This is a genomic window from Chryseobacterium tructae (assembly GCF_030409875.1).
In the GTDB taxonomy this organism is placed as follows: domain Bacteria; phylum Bacteroidota; class Bacteroidia; order Flavobacteriales; family Weeksellaceae; genus Chryseobacterium; species Chryseobacterium tructae.
In genome coordinates, this window is record NZ_JAUFQR010000001.1 from 4,458,244 (window position 1) to 4,474,035 (window position 15,792).

Annotated in this window: 17 protein-coding genes, 15 tRNA genes and 1 pseudogene; 3 read left to right on the forward strand and 30 right to left on the reverse strand. The window is 35.2% G+C overall.

Going from position 1 to position 15,792, the window contains the following annotated elements:
• Nucleotides 1-84: 84 nt before the first annotated feature.
• The 3 genes from QWZ06_RS22090 to QWZ06_RS22100 are packed head-to-tail and all read left to right on the forward strand — an operon-like array spanning nucleotide 85 to nucleotide 1,757.
• Entirely contained in the window at nucleotides 85-510 is a 426-nt protein-coding gene (locus tag QWZ06_RS22090; RefSeq protein WP_290301147.1) for a MarR family winged helix-turn-helix transcriptional regulator, read from the forward strand.
• Between the two features lie 6 nt (nucleotides 511-516).
• Nucleotides 517-861, forward strand: a complete 345-nt coding sequence (locus QWZ06_RS22095; RefSeq protein ID WP_290301148.1) for a GIY-YIG nuclease family protein — start codon at nucleotides 517-519, stop codon at nucleotides 859-861.
• A complete protein-coding gene (locus QWZ06_RS22100; RefSeq protein WP_290301149.1) occupies nucleotides 858-1,757 on the forward strand; it encodes an alpha/beta fold hydrolase in 900 nt (299 codons plus the stop codon). The genes QWZ06_RS22095 and QWZ06_RS22100 overlap by 4 nt, the downstream gene beginning before the upstream one ends.
• A 13-nt stretch (nucleotides 1,758-1,770) precedes the next feature.
• Here the strand turns inward: QWZ06_RS22100 and QWZ06_RS22105 are convergent, their stop codons facing one another.
• The 30 genes and pseudogenes from QWZ06_RS22105 to QWZ06_RS22255 form a co-directional block, all read right to left on the reverse strand.
• A complete protein-coding gene (locus QWZ06_RS22105) occupies nucleotides 1,771-3,744 on the reverse strand; it encodes an AAA family ATPase (protein WP_290301150.1) in 1,974 nt (657 codons plus the stop codon).
• 109 nt (nucleotides 3,745-3,853) lie between these two features.
• Nucleotides 3,854-4,405, reverse strand: a complete 552-nt coding sequence (locus tag QWZ06_RS22110; protein WP_290301151.1) for a 3'-5' exonuclease — start codon at nucleotides 4,403-4,405, stop codon at nucleotides 3,854-3,856.
• A gap of 69 nt (nucleotides 4,406-4,474) precedes the next feature.
• Nucleotides 4,475-5,020, reverse strand: a complete 546-nt coding sequence (locus QWZ06_RS22115) for a 3'-5' exonuclease (protein ID WP_290301152.1) — start codon at nucleotides 5,018-5,020, stop codon at nucleotides 4,475-4,477.
• Nucleotides 5,021-5,171: 151 nt separating this feature from the next.
• Nucleotides 5,172-5,735 carry a metallophosphoesterase family protein gene (locus QWZ06_RS22120; protein ID WP_290301153.1) on the reverse strand — a complete coding sequence of 188 codons (564 nt, stop codon included), beginning with the start codon at nucleotides 5,733-5,735 and terminating at the stop codon, nucleotides 5,172-5,174.
• Between the two features lie 114 nt (nucleotides 5,736-5,849).
• Complete coding sequence (locus tag QWZ06_RS22125; RefSeq protein ID WP_290301154.1) at nucleotides 5,850-6,791, reverse strand: MBL fold metallo-hydrolase; 942 nt, start codon at nucleotides 6,789-6,791, stop codon at nucleotides 5,850-5,852.
• Nucleotides 6,792-6,983: 192 nt separating this feature from the next.
• Nucleotides 6,984-7,574: an RNA ligase 1 family protein gene (locus QWZ06_RS22130; RefSeq protein WP_068939881.1), complete on the reverse strand. Its 591-nt coding sequence runs from the start codon at nucleotides 7,572-7,574 to the stop codon at nucleotides 6,984-6,986.
• Nucleotides 7,575-7,625: 51 nt separating this feature from the next.
• Complete coding sequence (locus tag QWZ06_RS22135) at nucleotides 7,626-8,639, reverse strand: RNA ligase, Rnl2 family (protein ID WP_290301155.1); 1,014 nt, start codon at nucleotides 8,637-8,639, stop codon at nucleotides 7,626-7,628.
• Between the two features lie 85 nt (nucleotides 8,640-8,724).
• Nucleotides 8,725-9,207 carry a DinB family protein gene (locus QWZ06_RS22140; protein ID WP_290301156.1) on the reverse strand — a complete coding sequence of 161 codons (483 nt, stop codon included), beginning with the start codon at nucleotides 9,205-9,207 and terminating at the stop codon, nucleotides 8,725-8,727.
• Nucleotides 9,207-9,578: a cyclic-phosphate processing receiver domain-containing protein gene (locus QWZ06_RS22145; RefSeq protein WP_290301157.1), complete on the reverse strand. Its 372-nt coding sequence runs from the start codon at nucleotides 9,576-9,578 to the stop codon at nucleotides 9,207-9,209. Before QWZ06_RS22145 ends, QWZ06_RS22140 begins: the two co-directional genes overlap by 1 nt.
• 30 nt (nucleotides 9,579-9,608) lie before the next feature.
• Nucleotides 9,609-10,394 carry a hypothetical protein gene (locus tag QWZ06_RS22150; RefSeq protein WP_290301158.1) on the reverse strand — a complete coding sequence of 262 codons (786 nt, stop codon included), beginning with the start codon at nucleotides 10,392-10,394 and terminating at the stop codon, nucleotides 9,609-9,611.
• Nucleotides 10,395-10,412: 18 nt separating this feature from the next.
• Complete coding sequence (locus tag QWZ06_RS22155) at nucleotides 10,413-10,958, reverse strand: 3'-5' exonuclease (protein WP_290301159.1); 546 nt, start codon at nucleotides 10,956-10,958, stop codon at nucleotides 10,413-10,415.
• Nucleotides 10,959-10,969: 11 nt separating this feature from the next.
• The gene (locus QWZ06_RS22160; protein ID WP_290301160.1) at nucleotides 10,970-11,746 is read right to left on the reverse strand and encodes an ATP-grasp domain-containing protein; all 777 of its coding nucleotides are present in this window, start codon (nucleotides 11,744-11,746) and stop codon (nucleotides 10,970-10,972) included.
• 34 nt (nucleotides 11,747-11,780) lie between these two features.
• A pseudogene (locus QWZ06_RS28015) lies at nucleotides 11,781-12,265 on the reverse strand (ribonuclease H-like YkuK family protein).
• A 120-nt stretch (nucleotides 12,266-12,385) separates the two neighbouring features.
• Nucleotides 12,386-12,456: transfer RNA gene (locus QWZ06_RS22175), tRNA-Trp, on the reverse strand.
• Nucleotides 12,457-12,464: 8 nt separating this feature from the next.
• Nucleotides 12,465-12,537 (reverse strand) — tRNA-Gln (locus tag QWZ06_RS22180).
• 101 nt (nucleotides 12,538-12,638) lie between these two features.
• Nucleotides 12,639-12,711: transfer RNA gene (locus QWZ06_RS22185), tRNA-Phe, on the reverse strand.
• Between the two features lie 217 nt (nucleotides 12,712-12,928).
• Nucleotides 12,929-13,000, reverse strand: a tRNA-Glu gene (locus QWZ06_RS22190).
• 246 nt (nucleotides 13,001-13,246) lie between these two features.
• Nucleotides 13,247-13,330: transfer RNA gene (locus QWZ06_RS22195), tRNA-Tyr, on the reverse strand.
• Between the two features lie 196 nt (nucleotides 13,331-13,526).
• A tRNA-Cys gene (locus tag QWZ06_RS22200) sits at nucleotides 13,527-13,608 on the reverse strand.
• Nucleotides 13,609-13,855: 247 nt separating this feature from the next.
• Nucleotides 13,856-13,927: transfer RNA gene (locus QWZ06_RS22205), tRNA-Asn, on the reverse strand.
• Nucleotides 13,928-13,932: 5 nt separating this feature from the next.
• A tRNA-Leu gene (locus QWZ06_RS22210) sits at nucleotides 13,933-14,005 on the reverse strand.
• A gap of 81 nt (nucleotides 14,006-14,086) precedes the next feature.
• Nucleotides 14,087-14,158: transfer RNA gene (locus QWZ06_RS22215), tRNA-Pro, on the reverse strand.
• Nucleotides 14,159-14,226: 68 nt separating this feature from the next.
• Nucleotides 14,227-14,300, reverse strand: a tRNA-Lys gene (locus tag QWZ06_RS22220).
• Nucleotides 14,301-14,309: 9 nt separating this feature from the next.
• A tRNA-Asp gene (locus tag QWZ06_RS22225) sits at nucleotides 14,310-14,380 on the reverse strand.
• Between the two features lie 8 nt (nucleotides 14,381-14,388).
• A tRNA-Ser gene (locus QWZ06_RS22230) sits at nucleotides 14,389-14,473 on the reverse strand.
• A gap of 5 nt (nucleotides 14,474-14,478) precedes the next feature.
• A tRNA-Arg gene (locus tag QWZ06_RS22235) sits at nucleotides 14,479-14,552 on the reverse strand.
• Between the two features lie 5 nt (nucleotides 14,553-14,557).
• Nucleotides 14,558-14,627, reverse strand: a tRNA-His gene (locus tag QWZ06_RS22240).
• A gap of 4 nt (nucleotides 14,628-14,631) precedes the next feature.
• Nucleotides 14,632-14,699, reverse strand: a tRNA-His gene (locus QWZ06_RS22245).
• 576 nt (nucleotides 14,700-15,275) lie between these two features.
• Entirely contained in the window at nucleotides 15,276-15,404 is a 129-nt protein-coding gene (locus tag QWZ06_RS22250) for a penicillin-binding protein (RefSeq protein ID WP_185155143.1), read from the reverse strand.
• 127 nt (nucleotides 15,405-15,531) lie between these two features.
• On the reverse strand, nucleotides 15,532-15,783 hold the full coding sequence (locus tag QWZ06_RS22255) for a hypothetical protein (RefSeq protein WP_290301163.1): 252 nt from the start codon (nucleotides 15,781-15,783) through the stop codon (nucleotides 15,532-15,534).
• Between the last annotated feature and the right edge of the window lie 9 nt (nucleotides 15,784-15,792).

Genomic DNA, 15,792 nt, shown 5'->3' on the forward strand with positions numbered 1-15,792 from the left:
AAAAAAAAATAAATTAATATTTGTAAATCATTAAAATTTATATATTTGCAAAATAAAATTACTTGACAACTCAAATACTTTTCAATGATAAGCTCTGAATTATTATTTTTAATGAACATCAACAAACTCCAATCGGTTATTGCCCGAAAATTTGATTCCCTGAGTATGCATGGATTGGGTTTTAATGATTTTGTGATTCTTTATATCCTTAGTCAATCTTCTGAAAGTAAAATGCGCAGGATTGATCTGGCTGAAAAAATAGGAGTTACGGCTTCTGGTATCACACGTTTACTAAATCCTCTGGAAAAAATAGGATTGGTAGCAAGAGAAACTAATGAAAGAGATGCCAGAGTAAGCTATGTTGTTATTACTCCTAATGGGAAGAAAATATTTGAAGAAGCGAAAGTAATTGCTGAACATTCAACTAAGGATATCATTTCCTCAAAAAAAAACAAAGCATTGCAAACAGCAACCGAACTTTTATCCGAGTTGGGTGGAAATATTAAATAGATCAATATGAAAAATGCTATAAAACAACAACTTCGTGAAAAAGCGAAAAACCATGTTATTACAATGGGCGTACTTACTGTGAAAAATAATATAACCGGAAAACAATATATCAAAGGAGCATTGAATCTGGAAGCCCTGGTGAATAAAATGAAGTTTGTATTGCAGAGTGGTTTATACACCAATGCTCAGCTACAACAAGACTGGAATGAATATGGAAGTGAAAATTTCAGTTTTGAATTTATCACCGTCATCCCTACTCAGGAAAATAAGTATGTTAATTACCGTCAGGAGATCTTAAAGGCAGAACGAGCTGCTCTATCGGAAATTGACACAGAACTTTACAAATTATGAACCATATTGCTAAAATAAACGGAGTTGATCTTTGCTATGAAATCTTAGGAGCGGAACATCAACAGACTATAGTACTGATTTCAGGCTTAGGCAGCCAGATGATTCGCTGGGATGATCCATTTTGTCAATTATGGGTACAACAGGGTTTCAGGGTGATCCGGTTTGATAACAGAGATTCGGGGATTTCTGTTTTTCATTCTGAGAACCCATTGCATTTTACCGGAAATTATCAGACTTTTTTGTCTAATATGAAGGCAGAAGATATTCCCTATTCCCTGTTGGATATGACAAAGGATGTAACTGGCTTACTTGATTATTTACAGATTGATAAAGCACATTTTGTAGGCAGATCCATGGGCGGAATTATTGCCCAATTATTAGGGTCGTACTATCCTGAAAGGGTTTTATCATTAACCATTATCATGTCAACATCTCTGAATCCGGCTTTACCTTCTTCTAATCCGGAAGTTATGGCTATGATGATGAAACCTCCAGTGGATCCCATTGCAGATAAAGAAGGCTATATCAAGGATAAACTATTTTTTGCCAAAAGAATTTCAGGGGATTTATATAAACTGGATGAAAACTTAGAAATAGAAATGATTGAGGAAGAACTTAATCGCTCAACAACAAAAGATGGTATTATAAGGCAACTGCTGGCTATAGCTACTTATCAGTATGATCAGGAAGTTTTAACGAGAATCAAAATTCCAACTTTGGTTATCCATGGAAGCCAGGATCCTATTTTTCATCTGGATTGTGGAAAAGATATTGCAGATTGTATTCCCGATGCACAATTTATGCTGATTGAAGGTATGGGGCATTCTATTCCACAGGAACTCTATTCCTCCATATTTCAAAAAATTACAGGATTAACCTCAGAGATTGGAGCATAACTTTCAGGCAATATTATTGTTTAAAAGTTCTTTCTACTTCTGTCAACCCCATTTTTTCCAGATGTCTGTAGATGGTTGCCGGAGTAAGGTTGCGTTTTTCAGCAATTTCAAAAGGGGGCATTCCTTTATCAAATAGCTCAAAAGTGATAATATGTGTCGGCTTTTTAACAACTATTGTGGAGGTATCCATTTCAATTTCTTTATCAAATAAAAGTACATCCAACAGATAACAGGCTTTTAATCTTTCTATGTATTCTTCGAGATCTTGCAAAAAGAGTCTCGTTTCTTCATTGATTTTTTTTAAGCCTTTAGTTCCTACCATAACCGAATAAAGACTTTTCAAAGGCAATAAGAACTTTTCCGCAGTATTTTTGTAGAAAAAGCTCACAGCACCCTGGCATTTTTCTTCCATCTCACTCCATTGAATTTCTCCGGCTATAAAATCGGCTAACTTCAAACGGATTACTCTTTTAAACTTTTCAGATACTTTAAAAAGATGTTCGCTTTCTCTATCCAATTCTTCAAGCAAAGTATTTACTTTTTCCTGATCCGGAATCGCTGTCATTAAAGCTATCTTTTCCCAGTTCATGACAGCTTCTTTTATCCACGCTGCATCTACTGTCATCTGAACTTTATGCAATGTATAATCATATTTTTCATGTTCAATGATCTGTACAAGTTTGTCATTGGCATTAGTAGACATTTGAAAATCTTCAATTCTATGATCTTTGAATATGGCATTCTGTGAAATTTCAGATTTCAAAACAATACCACTCAATGTTCTGCAACGACTCAACGCAACATATACCTGTCCACTGGCAAAGGATCTTCCGGCATCAATGATGACACGATCAAACGTTAATCCCTGACTTTTATGAATCGTAACGGCCCAAGCCAATCGTATAGGATATTGCTCAAAACTCCCCAATACTTCTGTTTTAATGTTTTTATCAGCATCAAGGGTATATCTTTTCTGTTCCCAGACTTCGGTGGTTACTGTAATCTCTTTTTTACTTTCATCTAGCACAGCCTTTATGGTATCTTCATCGAGATAGGAAATTTCTGCCAGCTTTCCATTGTAAAAGTTTTTATCAGGCGATGAATCATTTCTTATAAACATAATCTGAGCACCTACTTTCAGTTCCAATGTTTCATCAATCGGATATTGGGTTTCTTTAAACTCCCCAATCACTGAAGCTTTGTAAAATAGCGATTCGCACTCCAGCTCTCTCAGTTTTTTCTGATTAATATGATCTGCGATACGATTGTGAGAACATAAATGAATATAGGTTTCATTTTCAGGTTCAAACCCGGGATTGTATCTGGAATTTAATTTTTCAAAATCCAGTTCATGGAAGTCAGCATGCCGCACGGCATTGAGTATTTCCAGAAATTCTTCATCCTGCTGACGGTATACTGTTGTTAATTCTACAGTGATTAGTCGTACATTTTGCAAAGCTTTCGCCGAAAAGAAAAAAGGAGTTTCATAGAATTTTGACAAAATCTTTTCAGAATCGTCTCTTACCACAGGGGGCAATTGATATAAATCTCCTATTAATAACAACTGGACTCCTCCAAATGGCAGCTGATTTCGTCTTACTCTTCTTAAGGAATGATCTATCATATCCAGTAAATCAGCTCTTAGCATGGATACTTCATCAATAATAATCAATTCTATTTCCCGAAAAAGATCAAGTTTTTCTTTTCTGTACTTAAAATGGGGAAACAGTTCATTGATATTCATCGCAAGATTAGGGTCAACAGGTTCTGTAGTAGGAACAAATGTTCGTGAAGGAATAACAAACAGTGAATGTATGGTTACCCCGCCGGCATTAATCGCTGCAATCCCGGTAGGAGCAACAATAATGTATTTTTTATGGGTCTTTTTTACAAAATCATTCAGGAAGGAGGTTTTTCCTGTTCCTGCTTTTCCTGTCAGAAAAACACTTCTGTTGGTATGTTCCAGTAGTTCGACAAGTTCCTCCAAGGGATACAATTTTTATCAAAGGTAAATTATAAAAAATAAAATAGTACATAAAAAAGAGACTGAACGCTTCGGTACAGTCTCTAAATATCAATTATTATCTATTTGCATTTTAATTATTCTGCAGGCACCAATGCAGAATCTTGGCAATATTTCTTGCATCATCCACTCCTCTGTGATGAGTTCCGTCTAATTTAAATCCAAGTTCATTCAATGCTCTTTGCATGCCTACACTTTTTCTTACCGTAGGATGAGTCTGTCCGAATAATGTTTTGACATTGATATGGTCATCACTTAAAGGATAATCCACATAAAATCTTCTGGCCTGGTTCTGAAGCATATTCAGATCATAGTTTCCATAGCTTGCCCAGGTCAGTTCTTCTGAGTCATATTCTGCTCTCAGAATATCAAATGCATCATCCAGCATGATTCCCTCATTATCCAACATATTTTGGGTAATAGTGGTAAGTCCCGTACAAAACGGACTCACTTTCGAGTATTGGGGTTTTATTAAAATCCCTTCATTTTGAGAAATTTTACCGGTTTTTGCATTCATGATACAAACTCCGATTTCGATGATCTCACTTTCCTGACCTCTCGGCGGGTAGTTTTCCCAACATGTGGCTTCAAGGTCTATAATGAGTATATTTTCTGTTGTTTTCATTGTTTTTTATTTAATGTTAAAAGATGGAGCCTATATATTATTTAAAGTTTGCTGCTTCCATCCAAATGATTATTCCAAAATCTTATTGAGAATTTTGGCGGTATTATAAGCATCGTCTGCTCCGCTGTGATGATTTCCGTCGAAATCCATTTTCAGATGATCAAGAGCTCTTTTCAAACCAATAGATTTATACAGTCTGAAATGTCTTTTGAATTCATACATCACATCAAGGTATTGCCCTGAAAAAGGGTTTTCTATTCCAAGCCAGTCGCTCTGTTCGATGATCTGCTCTCTGTCAAAATTTCCATAACCCGCCCAAGTGAGAGATTCAGGATTGTATTCATCTCTGATCTTTTCGCAGGCTTCTTCAAAATAGATTCCTTTTTCTTCTATCAATTGTGGTGTAATTCCTGTTAGCTTAGTACAAAATCTATTGATTTCTGATCTTTCGGGAATCACATAAATGCTTTGTTTTTGGGAAATGGTTTTGGATATCAGATCCAGCTTACAAATTCCCATTTCGATAATATCTACTTTTTGTCCGATTGGAATCCTGTCGTTTTCCCAACAGGTTGCTTCCAAATCGACAATTATTATTTCATTGGTTGTTTTCATGGTTGTGTAAAATGTATTAATGAGAGCTGGGGAAGCCAATCAATTAGGCAACAAAGATCCAAGATGTCATAGCTATGACATCATTTAGGAATTGATCCATTTCAGAATATGCTCTTCTTTTAAATTCTTTCCATCCAGACTCTCTTGCCTCTTATTCTCGAGGCTCAAATGGTGGTGTCCATTTTTTCTTTTTCATAATTTCCTTGACTTCTTCGTAGGAAATCGGATAAAAATCGTGGCAATCTACTCCAACATCGAAACTCAATGCCATTTCATCGTCCGGCAATGTCCCGTGTGAGTGCCCGTATAGCTGCCAGACACCGCGGTGTGAGCCATTCCAGGTACGCATGGCGTAATGAAAAAGAATAACTTTCTGCTTTCCATTGTTGCTGTCCGGTTCATCAATTTTCAATTCATGATAATCTCTGATGGAGGCAAATCGTTTAGGATACGTTAAAGCGGCTCCTTCGTGATTGCCTTTAATCAAATGAATATTTCCATTCAACTGATCTAAAATTTCCTTTGTAAAATCAGGCTTCCCTAGGCTGAAATCTCCTAAATGGTAGACTGTATCTCCGGGATTGATTCTTTCATTCCATCTTTTGATCAGTTCCTGATTCATCTGCTCCATAGACTCAAAGGGTCTTTCGGAGAATTTTATAATATTTTCGTGACCAAAGTGATGGTCGGCTGTGAAAAATATATTGGGTTTCATTGTTTTTTAATTTTTTTTGTTACCACCCCGTCAAATCCTAGATTTGACACCCCTCCGGAGGGGAATATCATGTCTTCAACTGAAATGATTGTGAAGGGTGGAATCTTAATTTTTTTAATTTTGAAATGCTTGATAAAAAGCAGTTTCAATTTCTTGTTGATCGTTTTCAGTATATCTTCTTGAAAAGTGAATCGGAATGGCCTCTTTTACCTTGCACTCATTCATAATTTTTCCTGATGCAGAGGCAAAACTGTGATAATTAATCTTTGCAAATTCCTGATCCGAATCCTTGTAAAATGTTTCAATATAGACTTTATCTGCATTATTGAAGACTTCTTTTATCTTTTTATAATTGTCTTCATCAGCAGCATGATCCATGATTACTCCTAATTTGTAACCTTCATTTCTGGTCAGCAAATGAAACAAATCTGATGCTTTATACAAAGTTCCTTCTATTTCAATTTCTTTATCCGAGTCATTATTTTCAAAGGCTGCTTTCAGTTCACTGATCCATTTTCCTTTCTTAAAATCAGAAGCATTTTCATGAAAAGTAACAGTATCCTTTTCTTTAAACAGGTACGCAATGGAATCTGTTTTGTGATCCAGAATGGCAAAATCTACATTTACATATTCATCTTCAAAAAGGAAATGCTGAGTCTTTACATATTCAATATTCCAGTAAGGAGGACGAATTGCATAAACCTTAATTTCTTCCTTGGAAATAATTTCATGGATTTGATATTCAATTGCATTTTCATCTATTAAATTCCACGTGTAAGATTTTAATCTTGCTCCAATTTGTTCATGAATATTTTGCGGCCCGCAGATAATCACTTTTTCTCCACTTCCAATCTGATGTCTGAAAATACCATCAAAATTGGCAAAATGATCGATATGGGTATGGCTGATGAATATCGCTGATATTGTCTGCGCTTCCTTTACCGTTAATAAACTTGCTTCTCCGCAATCACATAAATAGTGCTTTGCTGAGTTGGGAACTTTTATTAATATACTGATGTCTTCTTTTAAAAGACTTTTTATTTCTGCTTGTAACATTGTTTCTTTCTTTTTAAACCACCCCGTCAAAAATTTTTAATTTTTGCCACCCCTCCAATGGAGGAAAATTTTCACGTCTTCAATTGAGATTTTTGTGAAAATTATGAATATTCAAAGAATCTCCTCAAGGTATGGTTGAGTTTACATATAAAAAAGTTCCGGTAAAATAAATTACCGAAACTTCATCTTTATTTAAACAATAAGTTCTTTTATCGCTTTTCTATGTATACCAAAATCAGATTTCCTGATCTTACACATACGATTATCCGCTGTATGATGGAAAACAATACCTTCCATATTATTCTCAGGATTGCTCAAAAAGTTTTTGATACATTCAAAATCCAAACTTTCTAAACTCAGAATATTATTTCCGTGTTTTACTAATAAATGACCTTTAATATTTTCAGGGTTTCCCTGTACTTTCTCACCAATAAGTTCGTAAGTCCCCTCTTCTACTTTGCCCGATTCGGCCAATGCATTGAACCCTTCCCAGAAGTACTGGTCATCTTTTTTCTCCATGCTACACTCTACCCAATGCGGATGATGGCCTGTAGTAAGATCTGCTTCCTGACATGGAATTGCACCTTCAGGAGCTGTTTTACCTTTTTTGGCATCGTATCTTTTGTATAATTTACCATTGATCACTGCACATGCAGAACCATCAAACTTTTGCGTAGCAATAGCTTTTCCATCAAAAACCCAATTGTTTTCAGGATTAATTTCGTTAATAACTCGTCCTAAATTATTTATATCTTTTTTGAATAATGTACTTATCTTTTTCATTTTTAATTGCTTTAATGGCAAAAGCTCTTATTCATTGGCATCAATCCCAAACTATGCTTTTGCTGAATTTAATTCTTCTTTCACAATATCAATCACTAAAGAATTCAACTTTTTGTTGATCCTTTTCTGTTCTTCTTTTTCAATGGTTGTAAAAACTGCCGGAAAATCTTTTTCAAAATCTTCTAAAATGTCCTGTGCAAAAAGACCAATCACTTTTCCTATCATTTTAGGTTCGAATTCGCCAATTTTGCTCACCACATTATTCAAACGGTTCACGGTTGCATATCTCTGAATTTCGTTCCAGATATTCTGAGCAGTTTCGCTGAAATTAAGCTGTTTCTGAACAATTTTATCTTGTTTTTTGACCATTTTAGACTTTTCGATCCATTTTTCATTCTTATTTTTCAGAATGACTCTGGATCCGTTTCCAAAATATCTGGTTTTTAGAGTTTTGATAATGGTTCCTTCACACATATTGTTCATTTCCGGCAATCCTAACCAGGTTGGGATTTTAGAATTGAAAACATTCGGGAACATCAACGCTTCTTCTAAAGTTCCTTCAAATAAGGTTTTAGCATAGAAAAATCCGGTCTCCTCAAAAATTGAGTTGGCAATATCCGTATCCAAATAAGTCACCCCATTCAACTTAATGTCGAATGCATAAAAATCGTTGTAAGGTGCATATTCAATTCCTGCCTGCACTTTTATAGCCTCTTTTACGGGTTCTACTTCTTTATGTTTGTAACCGCCACCAAATAATTCTCCGTAGATGACTACAGTTTCAATATTCGGGTAGATTGTTTTCACTTTTTGAAACAAATTAATTACATTTTTTCTGTATTGTTCCAAAATTTTATGTGCATTGTAAAATTTTTCCTCTTTCTCAATGAAAGCTGTTCTTTTGGCTATTTTAATTTCCTTTCCGTCGGTAAAGAAAGAGAAATTAGCTCCATGAACTTTTTCCTGCACGATGAAAACCTCATCTCCAAAACCCTGTAGCCTGATCTGATCGATCACCCGGGTCTGGTAAGCATTTTCTATAGAGTTATATGTTTTGAAAATCATTTTTTTAATTTTTTGTCATTTCTGACTGGTTATTTTCCATTTGGGTAAGATGTCTTTGTGCGTGAAGTGAGAGAAAATAAATGTACTAATAGACATTGATTTTCCCCAGATCATTCACAGTCATGGTCGTTTTATAAAGGAGTCCTTCACCATTTTTCATCAATTCCAGATAATTCAGGCACTGATGATATTGCTGAGTGATCAGATTTCTGATTTCTATTAAACTTTGTTCTCCTTTTGGTTCCATGTGTTCTGGTCTTATCCATTCAAAGGCACCGTACTCACCCACTTTTTCAAAATGTTCATTATTGAAGCTGTAATTTCTAATTTCAGATTCCAGGTCAAGTTCTAAGGAATTCCGCATTGCTTTTTTTGAGCCTTTTTCAATGAGGATCAGCAAATAAAAATTCGTAAGATAGATATGCTCCAAAATCTGCTGAATTGTCCACCCACCGTTTGATGCCTGAAAATTCAATGTTGTACTATCTTTATCAAACCATCTGTCAACTTCATTAAAGCTGAGACTGAGATGATTTTTAATGTCCTGAATGAATCTGAAAATGTCCATTACAATTTTTTAAAGTTTTTTAAAAGTCTTTCTATATTCTCCTTTCCTACAGGGTTCATAGAATGACAGTAAAATTTCGGTAAGTCTAAATAGTTATCCAAACAATATTCTACCAGCCACTTTGCACAGTCATAGCCTGTTTTTTCCACAAACTCACCGGCATCCTGTTTCAGATAATGCTCATCTGCAAGATCATGATCAAAAGAAATCATTTCCGGAAGGCCTTTCTCTAGAATTCTATTGACAAACTGATCGTAATTCCGAACAATATGCCAGTCTCTTCTGAGAAAAATATCCTGTTTGGTATAACGATATGCCTCAATCGGATATCGTATATCATCCAGAAACAATAGTCTTTTGGTCATTTCCATCGTATTTTTTTTTAAAGTTCTGAGTTCTATCTAATCTTCATGAATCCAGTTTACAACGGTTTTCAGGAAGTGTAACCTTACCTCTTCAAACCTTGTAATATTGGGAATATGATTAATTTCCAATAAATGTTTATGACCGTTTTTCTGAACGATATAATCATTCGCGATCACATCCATTCCTATTTTTTCTTTTAACATCAGGGTATCCTGTAGAAGTTCTGCATCAATTTCCATGAATTGGGCATCGTCCGGATGTATGGATTTTAACCATGTTTCTCCTTCAAGCTTGATCTGCCAGGATTTTTCACCAATGTTTAAAATTCTTACAGCATCGCCTTCAAAATAAGGCTCCAATACACTGTTTTCTGTACTTTCCCAGCTTCCTGTAAATTTATGTTTGTTCTCTCCACAGTGCCAGTTTCCCCATTTTGCCACTAACTCGGTATCTGTATTCACATAAGCTCCTGCAGAGATAAATCCTCTTTGGGAATTAAATTTTGAGTACTTCATCGCTTTGGCAAGACAAGGAATTTTCAACCTACATTCGAGCATTCCGTAAGCGTTTGGGAAACATGGGCCGTTCCAAAGAGCCAATCCAGCGATAAGATCAAGGTCATCTTCAAAAATTCCATGATAAACAACCTTATCTACCGGAAGCATTCCTACTCCCTGAGCTTTTTCCACATATAATGTTCCATCCACTACTTTTATCATCGGAATGGATTGATGCCAGATCATAAGACCATCATAATGTTGTCGTATATATTCGTATTCCTGTTCGTGTAAGCCGATAACGGCTATTCTATTGTGAGTCATGTTTTTAGTTTTTTTGTGTTATTTTCTTAACACGTGATATAATAGTTTGGCGGTATTATAAGCATCATCTGCTCCGCTGTGGTTATTCCCTTCAAATTCAAGATTTCTGATCTGGAGTTCTTTTAAAAGACCTTTAGGCTTCTCTCCTTTCATTAAACTTATGAGTATTTTCAAATCAATATAAGTGTCACTGAAAGGGAATCTTGTCCCCAATTCTCTACATTGATCTTCAATAATTTCCTTATCAAATCCGCCGAAACCCGAATAGATTCTGATCAGAGAATTGTATCTGTTCCTGATCCTTGAACAGGCTTCCTGAAAAGAGATTCCTTCTTTTTCCAGTTTTTCTGCTGTAATTCCGGTCAGCTTTGTACAATATTCGCTTACTTCGGATTTGTAAGGTTTTACGAAATAACTTCTTTTATCTTCGATGCTTCCATCAGCCATATTCAGCTTGCAGATTCCGATTTCAATAATTTCCCTTTCCTGGTTTTCAGGAGGCTTTTCGTCTTCCCAGCATGTAGCTTCTATGTCTATTACTGTAATTTTATCATACAAAAGCATTGTTTTAATTTTTAATTGGAAAAGTAGAAATTCAAAGCTTTGATCACACTTTTCACGTTGGTATTGGGATAAAATCCGGAACTGTTGATGCAATTGATTTCAACGATTTTCCAATCTTTATCCGTTAAACAGATATCCATTACAAAGGCTTCTTCAAGAGTAAACAACTGAATCATCTTTTTTGCAAAATCCAATCCGTCCTGTGAAACATTTTCTTCGAAAGGAGCATTATCATTAAATCTGTAGTAGCCACCATCCACAATTTGCCCACCAACGATCCAAAGCCTTGCTTCTTTTACAGTTCGCTTAGCTTCAGAAGTCTGAATTAAAGAATCTTCTGTAATTCTGTTGCCTGTATCTTCCAGTCTTTCAAAAACGAAATCCTTCCACTCTGATTCTGTAAAAACTTTTCCTGTGAAAATTTTTGCTTCATTGTATGGTTTAATGAATTTCTCTTCATCTTTTTCCCATTGTAATGTTTCAGAAATTTTATGAACAGAAACCTTATGATTCAACAGGTTTTCACCATAATATTGAGAGTATACCTCATACAAATGATTTCCACCATAAAAAGAACCGAGAAACCAGTCTGAATTTTGTTTTGCCAGTCTTGCAATCGTCACTGAACCATAGACAAAAACATCTTTTCTATCTGTTTCAAAGTCTATTTTATCTGCTGTTGGAGGAATATTAATGACATCGTAGTCAATATTCAATTCTTCCAGGGCCTCAAAAATTTTGTAATGATCCGGATCTAAATACACATTAGACTGAATTAAAAAATACATGGTTATTGGTTTTAATCTTTAATTTTTTATCTTGTTATACCATCATATCTGCACAATTGGAACTTGCGAAGGCAAAAGGTTTTGCTTTAAACACATATCCCATTCCAAGAATATATCCCATGGCATCTTTTAGTGCTACATTGGATTTAAAATCCGGATCGGTATTAATGTCTGCGTGTACCTCCATTTCCACTCCATAAGTGTCCAATACAGAACAGATTGCATAAGCGATTTCAACAGATTTGTTGACTTCATTCAGCATTCGTTCTTTGATACTGATGTTCTGTATTTCTCTTTCTTTCTGATAAAGGTAAACGCTCCTTTTCCTTCACGAATAAATACGACTGCCGTAGCATAATTAATAGCTTCTCCATATACATGAGAGTCTGATCCCACACATACTTTCAAACGGTGTCCGTTTGCTTGTTCGCGAATAATGGCTTCTTCTACCAGCTGTGCGATAGAGTGTTGGAAAATTTTTCCGTTCATATTCTGCCATGTTTGTTGTTGCGTTTCCATTTTTTCTACATACTTTAATTTATAATTGATAATGATTGTTGATAATTAATTGGTGAATGTTCAATAGTAAATTTTAAAATTGACCACAAAGCGGATTAGCTATTGACTATTCATTTTTTGCACTCCGAACCGGACTCGAACCAGTACCATCAGTTTTGGAGACTGAGATGCTACCATTACACTATCAGAGTAAATATTGTTAATTCATTAGGACTCGAACCTAAACATCAAGAATCAAAATCTTGTGTGCTGACCAATTACACTATGAATCAGATTTAAATTCATGAGTAATAAGTAATTGGTAATGAGTAATGTTAAAAGACAGTCAAGTATCAAAGATGACTCATTATATTACTTATCATTCATGTTTTTGTGGAACAGACAGGAATTGAACCTGTACCTTTAGTTTTTCAGACTAACGTGCACACCAAGTACACCACTCTTCCGTATTTTATGAGTAATGATGAAACTACTTTTCTATCATTTATTGCTTATTATAAAAAGTAAAAGGTTGTCTCTTTTTATTGACTAAAGATCTTCTGCGCTTGACAAACCTTTTCTCTTTTCTTTATTTGTGTGAATGGCAACTGGCCAATGTTTTTTTAAATCTGAACTTTCATGGTATTAAAATCAATTCAATATTGACCAGTTATTCACATCCAGTACTCTATAAGGGAATCGAACCCTTGTTTTCTGCTCGAAAGGCAGGCGTCCTTACCGTTAGACGAATAGAGCATTTTTTATAAGCAATAAGTAATGGGTGTTTAGTAATCTATCATGCATTACTTATTGTTCATTATTAAAAAAGAACAAGCTTGTCTTTAAATTTGCTTAACAAAAAGAACTTCTACGCTTGACAAGCTTTTCTTTCGAAAATTATATTGAGCATTTAATATTTTCTTTGACCTACTGACTAGGAATCGAACCTAAACAACAAGAGTATATTTCCTGCATGCTGCCATTACATTATCAGCGGTTGGGTGGAAGTAGTAGGATTCGAACCTACTCAGCAATGAAGCAACAGATTTACAGTCTGACCCGACTCTCCAACTTCGGCGTACTTCCGGATTTTTTCATGAGTAATTGATCATTCATTACTTATTGCTCATTATTGATAAAAAGAAAAAGCCTGTCTGTATTCTGTGTTTTGGCTTAAAGATCTTCTGCGCTCGACAGACATTTTTCTTTTATTAATAAAGGATATTTCTTTATTCTCATAAGTGATGAATACTTCTTTCTGATCCCTTACAATTTTACTTTGAGATGGCTATGGGATTCAAACCCACTCAGCTTACGCAACGGTTTTGCAGACCGCCCCGACTCTTCCGCTTCGGCGAACCATCAGATATTAATATGAGTAATTTTTAATGCCTATTATTCAAAAAACAAAGTCTGTCTATATTTTTGTTTGAACTTCTGCGCTTGACAGACTTTTATTTTTACCTAAAATTGTATTAATCATATTTTTAGTTTCTAACTGTTGATGATTGAGAAAGAAAAAGCTTGTCTGTATTTTTGTGTTTGATGTAAAGATCTTCTGCTCTTGACAAACTTTTATTTTCTCCTGAAACAATTAACATTTAGTTACTGCGATTCTGGAAAGATTCGAACTTTCAACTTCTGGTTTAACAGACCAGCGCTCTACCATTGAGCTACAAAATCTTTTGTACGGGAAGAGGGATTCGAACCCCCAGCGCCTTGATCCTAAATCAAGTGTGTCTACCGTTCCACCATTCCCGCGGCTTCTTTTATGAGTTATGAGTACTATTGAAAACTACGTTTCTGCATAGTATTACTCATTATTTATTACTTATTATGTCGTCTGGAAAGCAAGATTCGAACTTGCGACCTCCCGCGTCCAAGACGGGTAAACAACCACCGTTATCTTTCCAGCTTTGGGGTTCACTTCTGTTTCTTTTCCGGGAGACAGCCGGATTGAAAAGTTTCGATGAACCATTTAGTAATCCCAGAAAGATTTGAACTTTCAACCCCCGGTTTAAAAGACCGGTGCTCTAACCCATTGAGCTATGAGATTTTATCTTTGCGGTCTATGCGAGAATCGAACTCGCAGTGCCCAAGAGACAGTCGGGCAGGTTACCATTACCTCAATAGACCTTTTTTTGCGGAGAGCAAAGGAATCGAACCTTCACTACTGTCGTAGAACTCATTAGCAGTAAGCCGCAACAAACCAACATTTGCCTACTCTCCTTTTGTGACTCCAACAGGACTCGAACCTGTAACCCTGGGTTTAGAAAACCCATGCTCTATCCAATTGAGCCATGGAGCCATTTGCCACCTCAGAAGGACTTGAACCCTCAACCTTCGGGTCACTTCCGATACTCTACCTTTGAGCTATGAGATGAATTTGGGTATCTCCGGGGATCGAACCCTGTTCTCCGGTTCCACAGACCGACGCTTTACCAAATAAGCTAAAGAAACCATAAAAAAAGCGCCTCTTTTGGGAGGCGCTCGTTTATATTCTGACGTGAAAGATCATTAACTGACCCACGTATATAAGCACCTTTTATCCACAATTTCACTATCATAAGCACACACTCTCCCTGCCGGCTCTTGTCCGAATATTTCTGAATACTGATTGAGTATGTTATGAAATTGTTTCATTTTATTTTTGTTTTGCTTTTAAATTATTTTTTGTTGAATCCTGAAAACTTGTTGCTTTCAATTTTCGGTTGCAAAGTAAATATGATTTTTTCTAATCTGCAAATAAATTTTTAAATTAAAATATTGATAATCAATCAATTACATCTTATTTTTAGAGTAAGCGATTTCTGTCCGCACTATTTTGCGGATATCTTAATTACCTAAATGACTGTCTCTCATTGGGTTGTCTATCACTCTACTTTATTGTATTAAAATTGCATTGTTAATTAAAAAATTTTCATGTTTATGGTTATTTTTTTTCATTCTAAATAATTTCTGACCTAAAAAACAAAAAACGCCTCGATTTTTCGAGACGTTTCTGCTATATTTTGTTTAAATTTTTACGGGTTTACAGTAAATAATTTCCAAAGTCAGCACATTTCGCCTCATTCCATATCATCCAATCATACACGAATAATCCCAGTTTTGATGGGCTTTCGCATAGTTCTGCATTGATATGTGCTCTTTGTATTGTCATAATTTTCTGGTGCAAAGATAAATCTTTTTTGGTATTATTTTATAATTCTCGCAGAGAAGAGTAATAAAAACCCTGTACTCTAATCTCTTTTAACAGTTCAATTACAGAGGTTTGAAACTTAAAAACTTTATTCTTTTTCTTCATCTAGTTTTTCAAGTTGGATGAATAGTTCACCCTGATAATCATAAAGACTTTTGTGCTCTGATGTTGCAATAACTACGACTTCTTTAGCTTCCATTAATGAAAATGCAGGAAATTTTTCCTTAACATCATTTATGGCATATAATGGAGATCTTCCTTTTGATATTATTTCTTGTGCAATTTCAAAGGGATTTTTATTATCATATTTATATTGGAGATATTTAAATGTATTATCCATTTCATTCTA

Bases quoted from the DNA above. Each gene is read 5' to 3' on its own strand.
- QWZ06_RS22090 (WP_290301147.1), top strand. From the start codon at position 85: ATGATAAGCTCTGAATTATTATTTTTAATGAACATCAACAAACTCCAA.
- QWZ06_RS22095 (WP_290301148.1), top strand. From the start codon at position 517: ATGAAAAATGCTATAAAACAACAACTTCGTGAAAAAGCGAAAAACCAT.
- QWZ06_RS22100 (WP_290301149.1), top strand. From the start codon at position 858: ATGAACCATATTGCTAAAATAAACGGAGTTGATCTTTGCTATGAAATC.
- QWZ06_RS22110 (WP_290301151.1), bottom strand. From the start codon at position 4,405: ATGAAAACAACAGAAAATATACTCATTATAGACCTTGAAGCCACATGT.
- QWZ06_RS22115 (WP_290301152.1), bottom strand. From the start codon at position 5,020: ATGAAAACAACCAATGAAATAATAATTGTCGATTTGGAAGCAACCTGT.
- QWZ06_RS22120 (WP_290301153.1), bottom strand. From the start codon at position 5,735: ATGAAACCCAATATATTTTTCACAGCCGACCATCACTTTGGTCACGAA.
- QWZ06_RS22125 (WP_290301154.1), bottom strand. From the start codon at position 6,791: ATGTTACAAGCAGAAATAAAAAGTCTTTTAAAAGAAGACATCAGTATA.
- QWZ06_RS22130 (WP_068939881.1), bottom strand. From the start codon at position 7,574: ATGAAAAAGATAAGTACATTATTCAAAAAAGATATAAATAATTTAGGA.
- QWZ06_RS22135 (WP_290301155.1), bottom strand. From the start codon at position 8,639: ATGATTTTCAAAACATATAACTCTATAGAAAATGCTTACCAGACCCGG.
- QWZ06_RS22140 (WP_290301156.1), bottom strand. From the start codon at position 9,207: ATGGACATTTTCAGATTCATTCAGGACATTAAAAATCATCTCAGTCTC.
- QWZ06_RS22145 (WP_290301157.1), bottom strand. From the start codon at position 9,578: ATGGAAATGACCAAAAGACTATTGTTTCTGGATGATATACGATATCCG.
- QWZ06_RS22150 (WP_290301158.1), bottom strand. From the start codon at position 10,394: ATGACTCACAATAGAATAGCCGTTATCGGCTTACACGAACAGGAATAC.
- QWZ06_RS22155 (WP_290301159.1), bottom strand. From the start codon at position 10,958: ATGCTTTTGTATGATAAAATTACAGTAATAGACATAGAAGCTACATGC.
- QWZ06_RS22160 (WP_290301160.1), bottom strand. From the start codon at position 11,746: ATGTATTTTTTAATTCAGTCTAATGTGTATTTAGATCCGGATCATTAC.
- QWZ06_RS22250 (WP_185155143.1), bottom strand. From the start codon at position 15,404: ATGACAATACAAAGAGCACATATCAATGCAGAACTATGCGAAAGCCCA.
- QWZ06_RS22255 (WP_290301163.1), bottom strand. From the start codon at position 15,783: ATGGATAATACATTTAAATATCTCCAATATAAATATGATAATAAAAAT.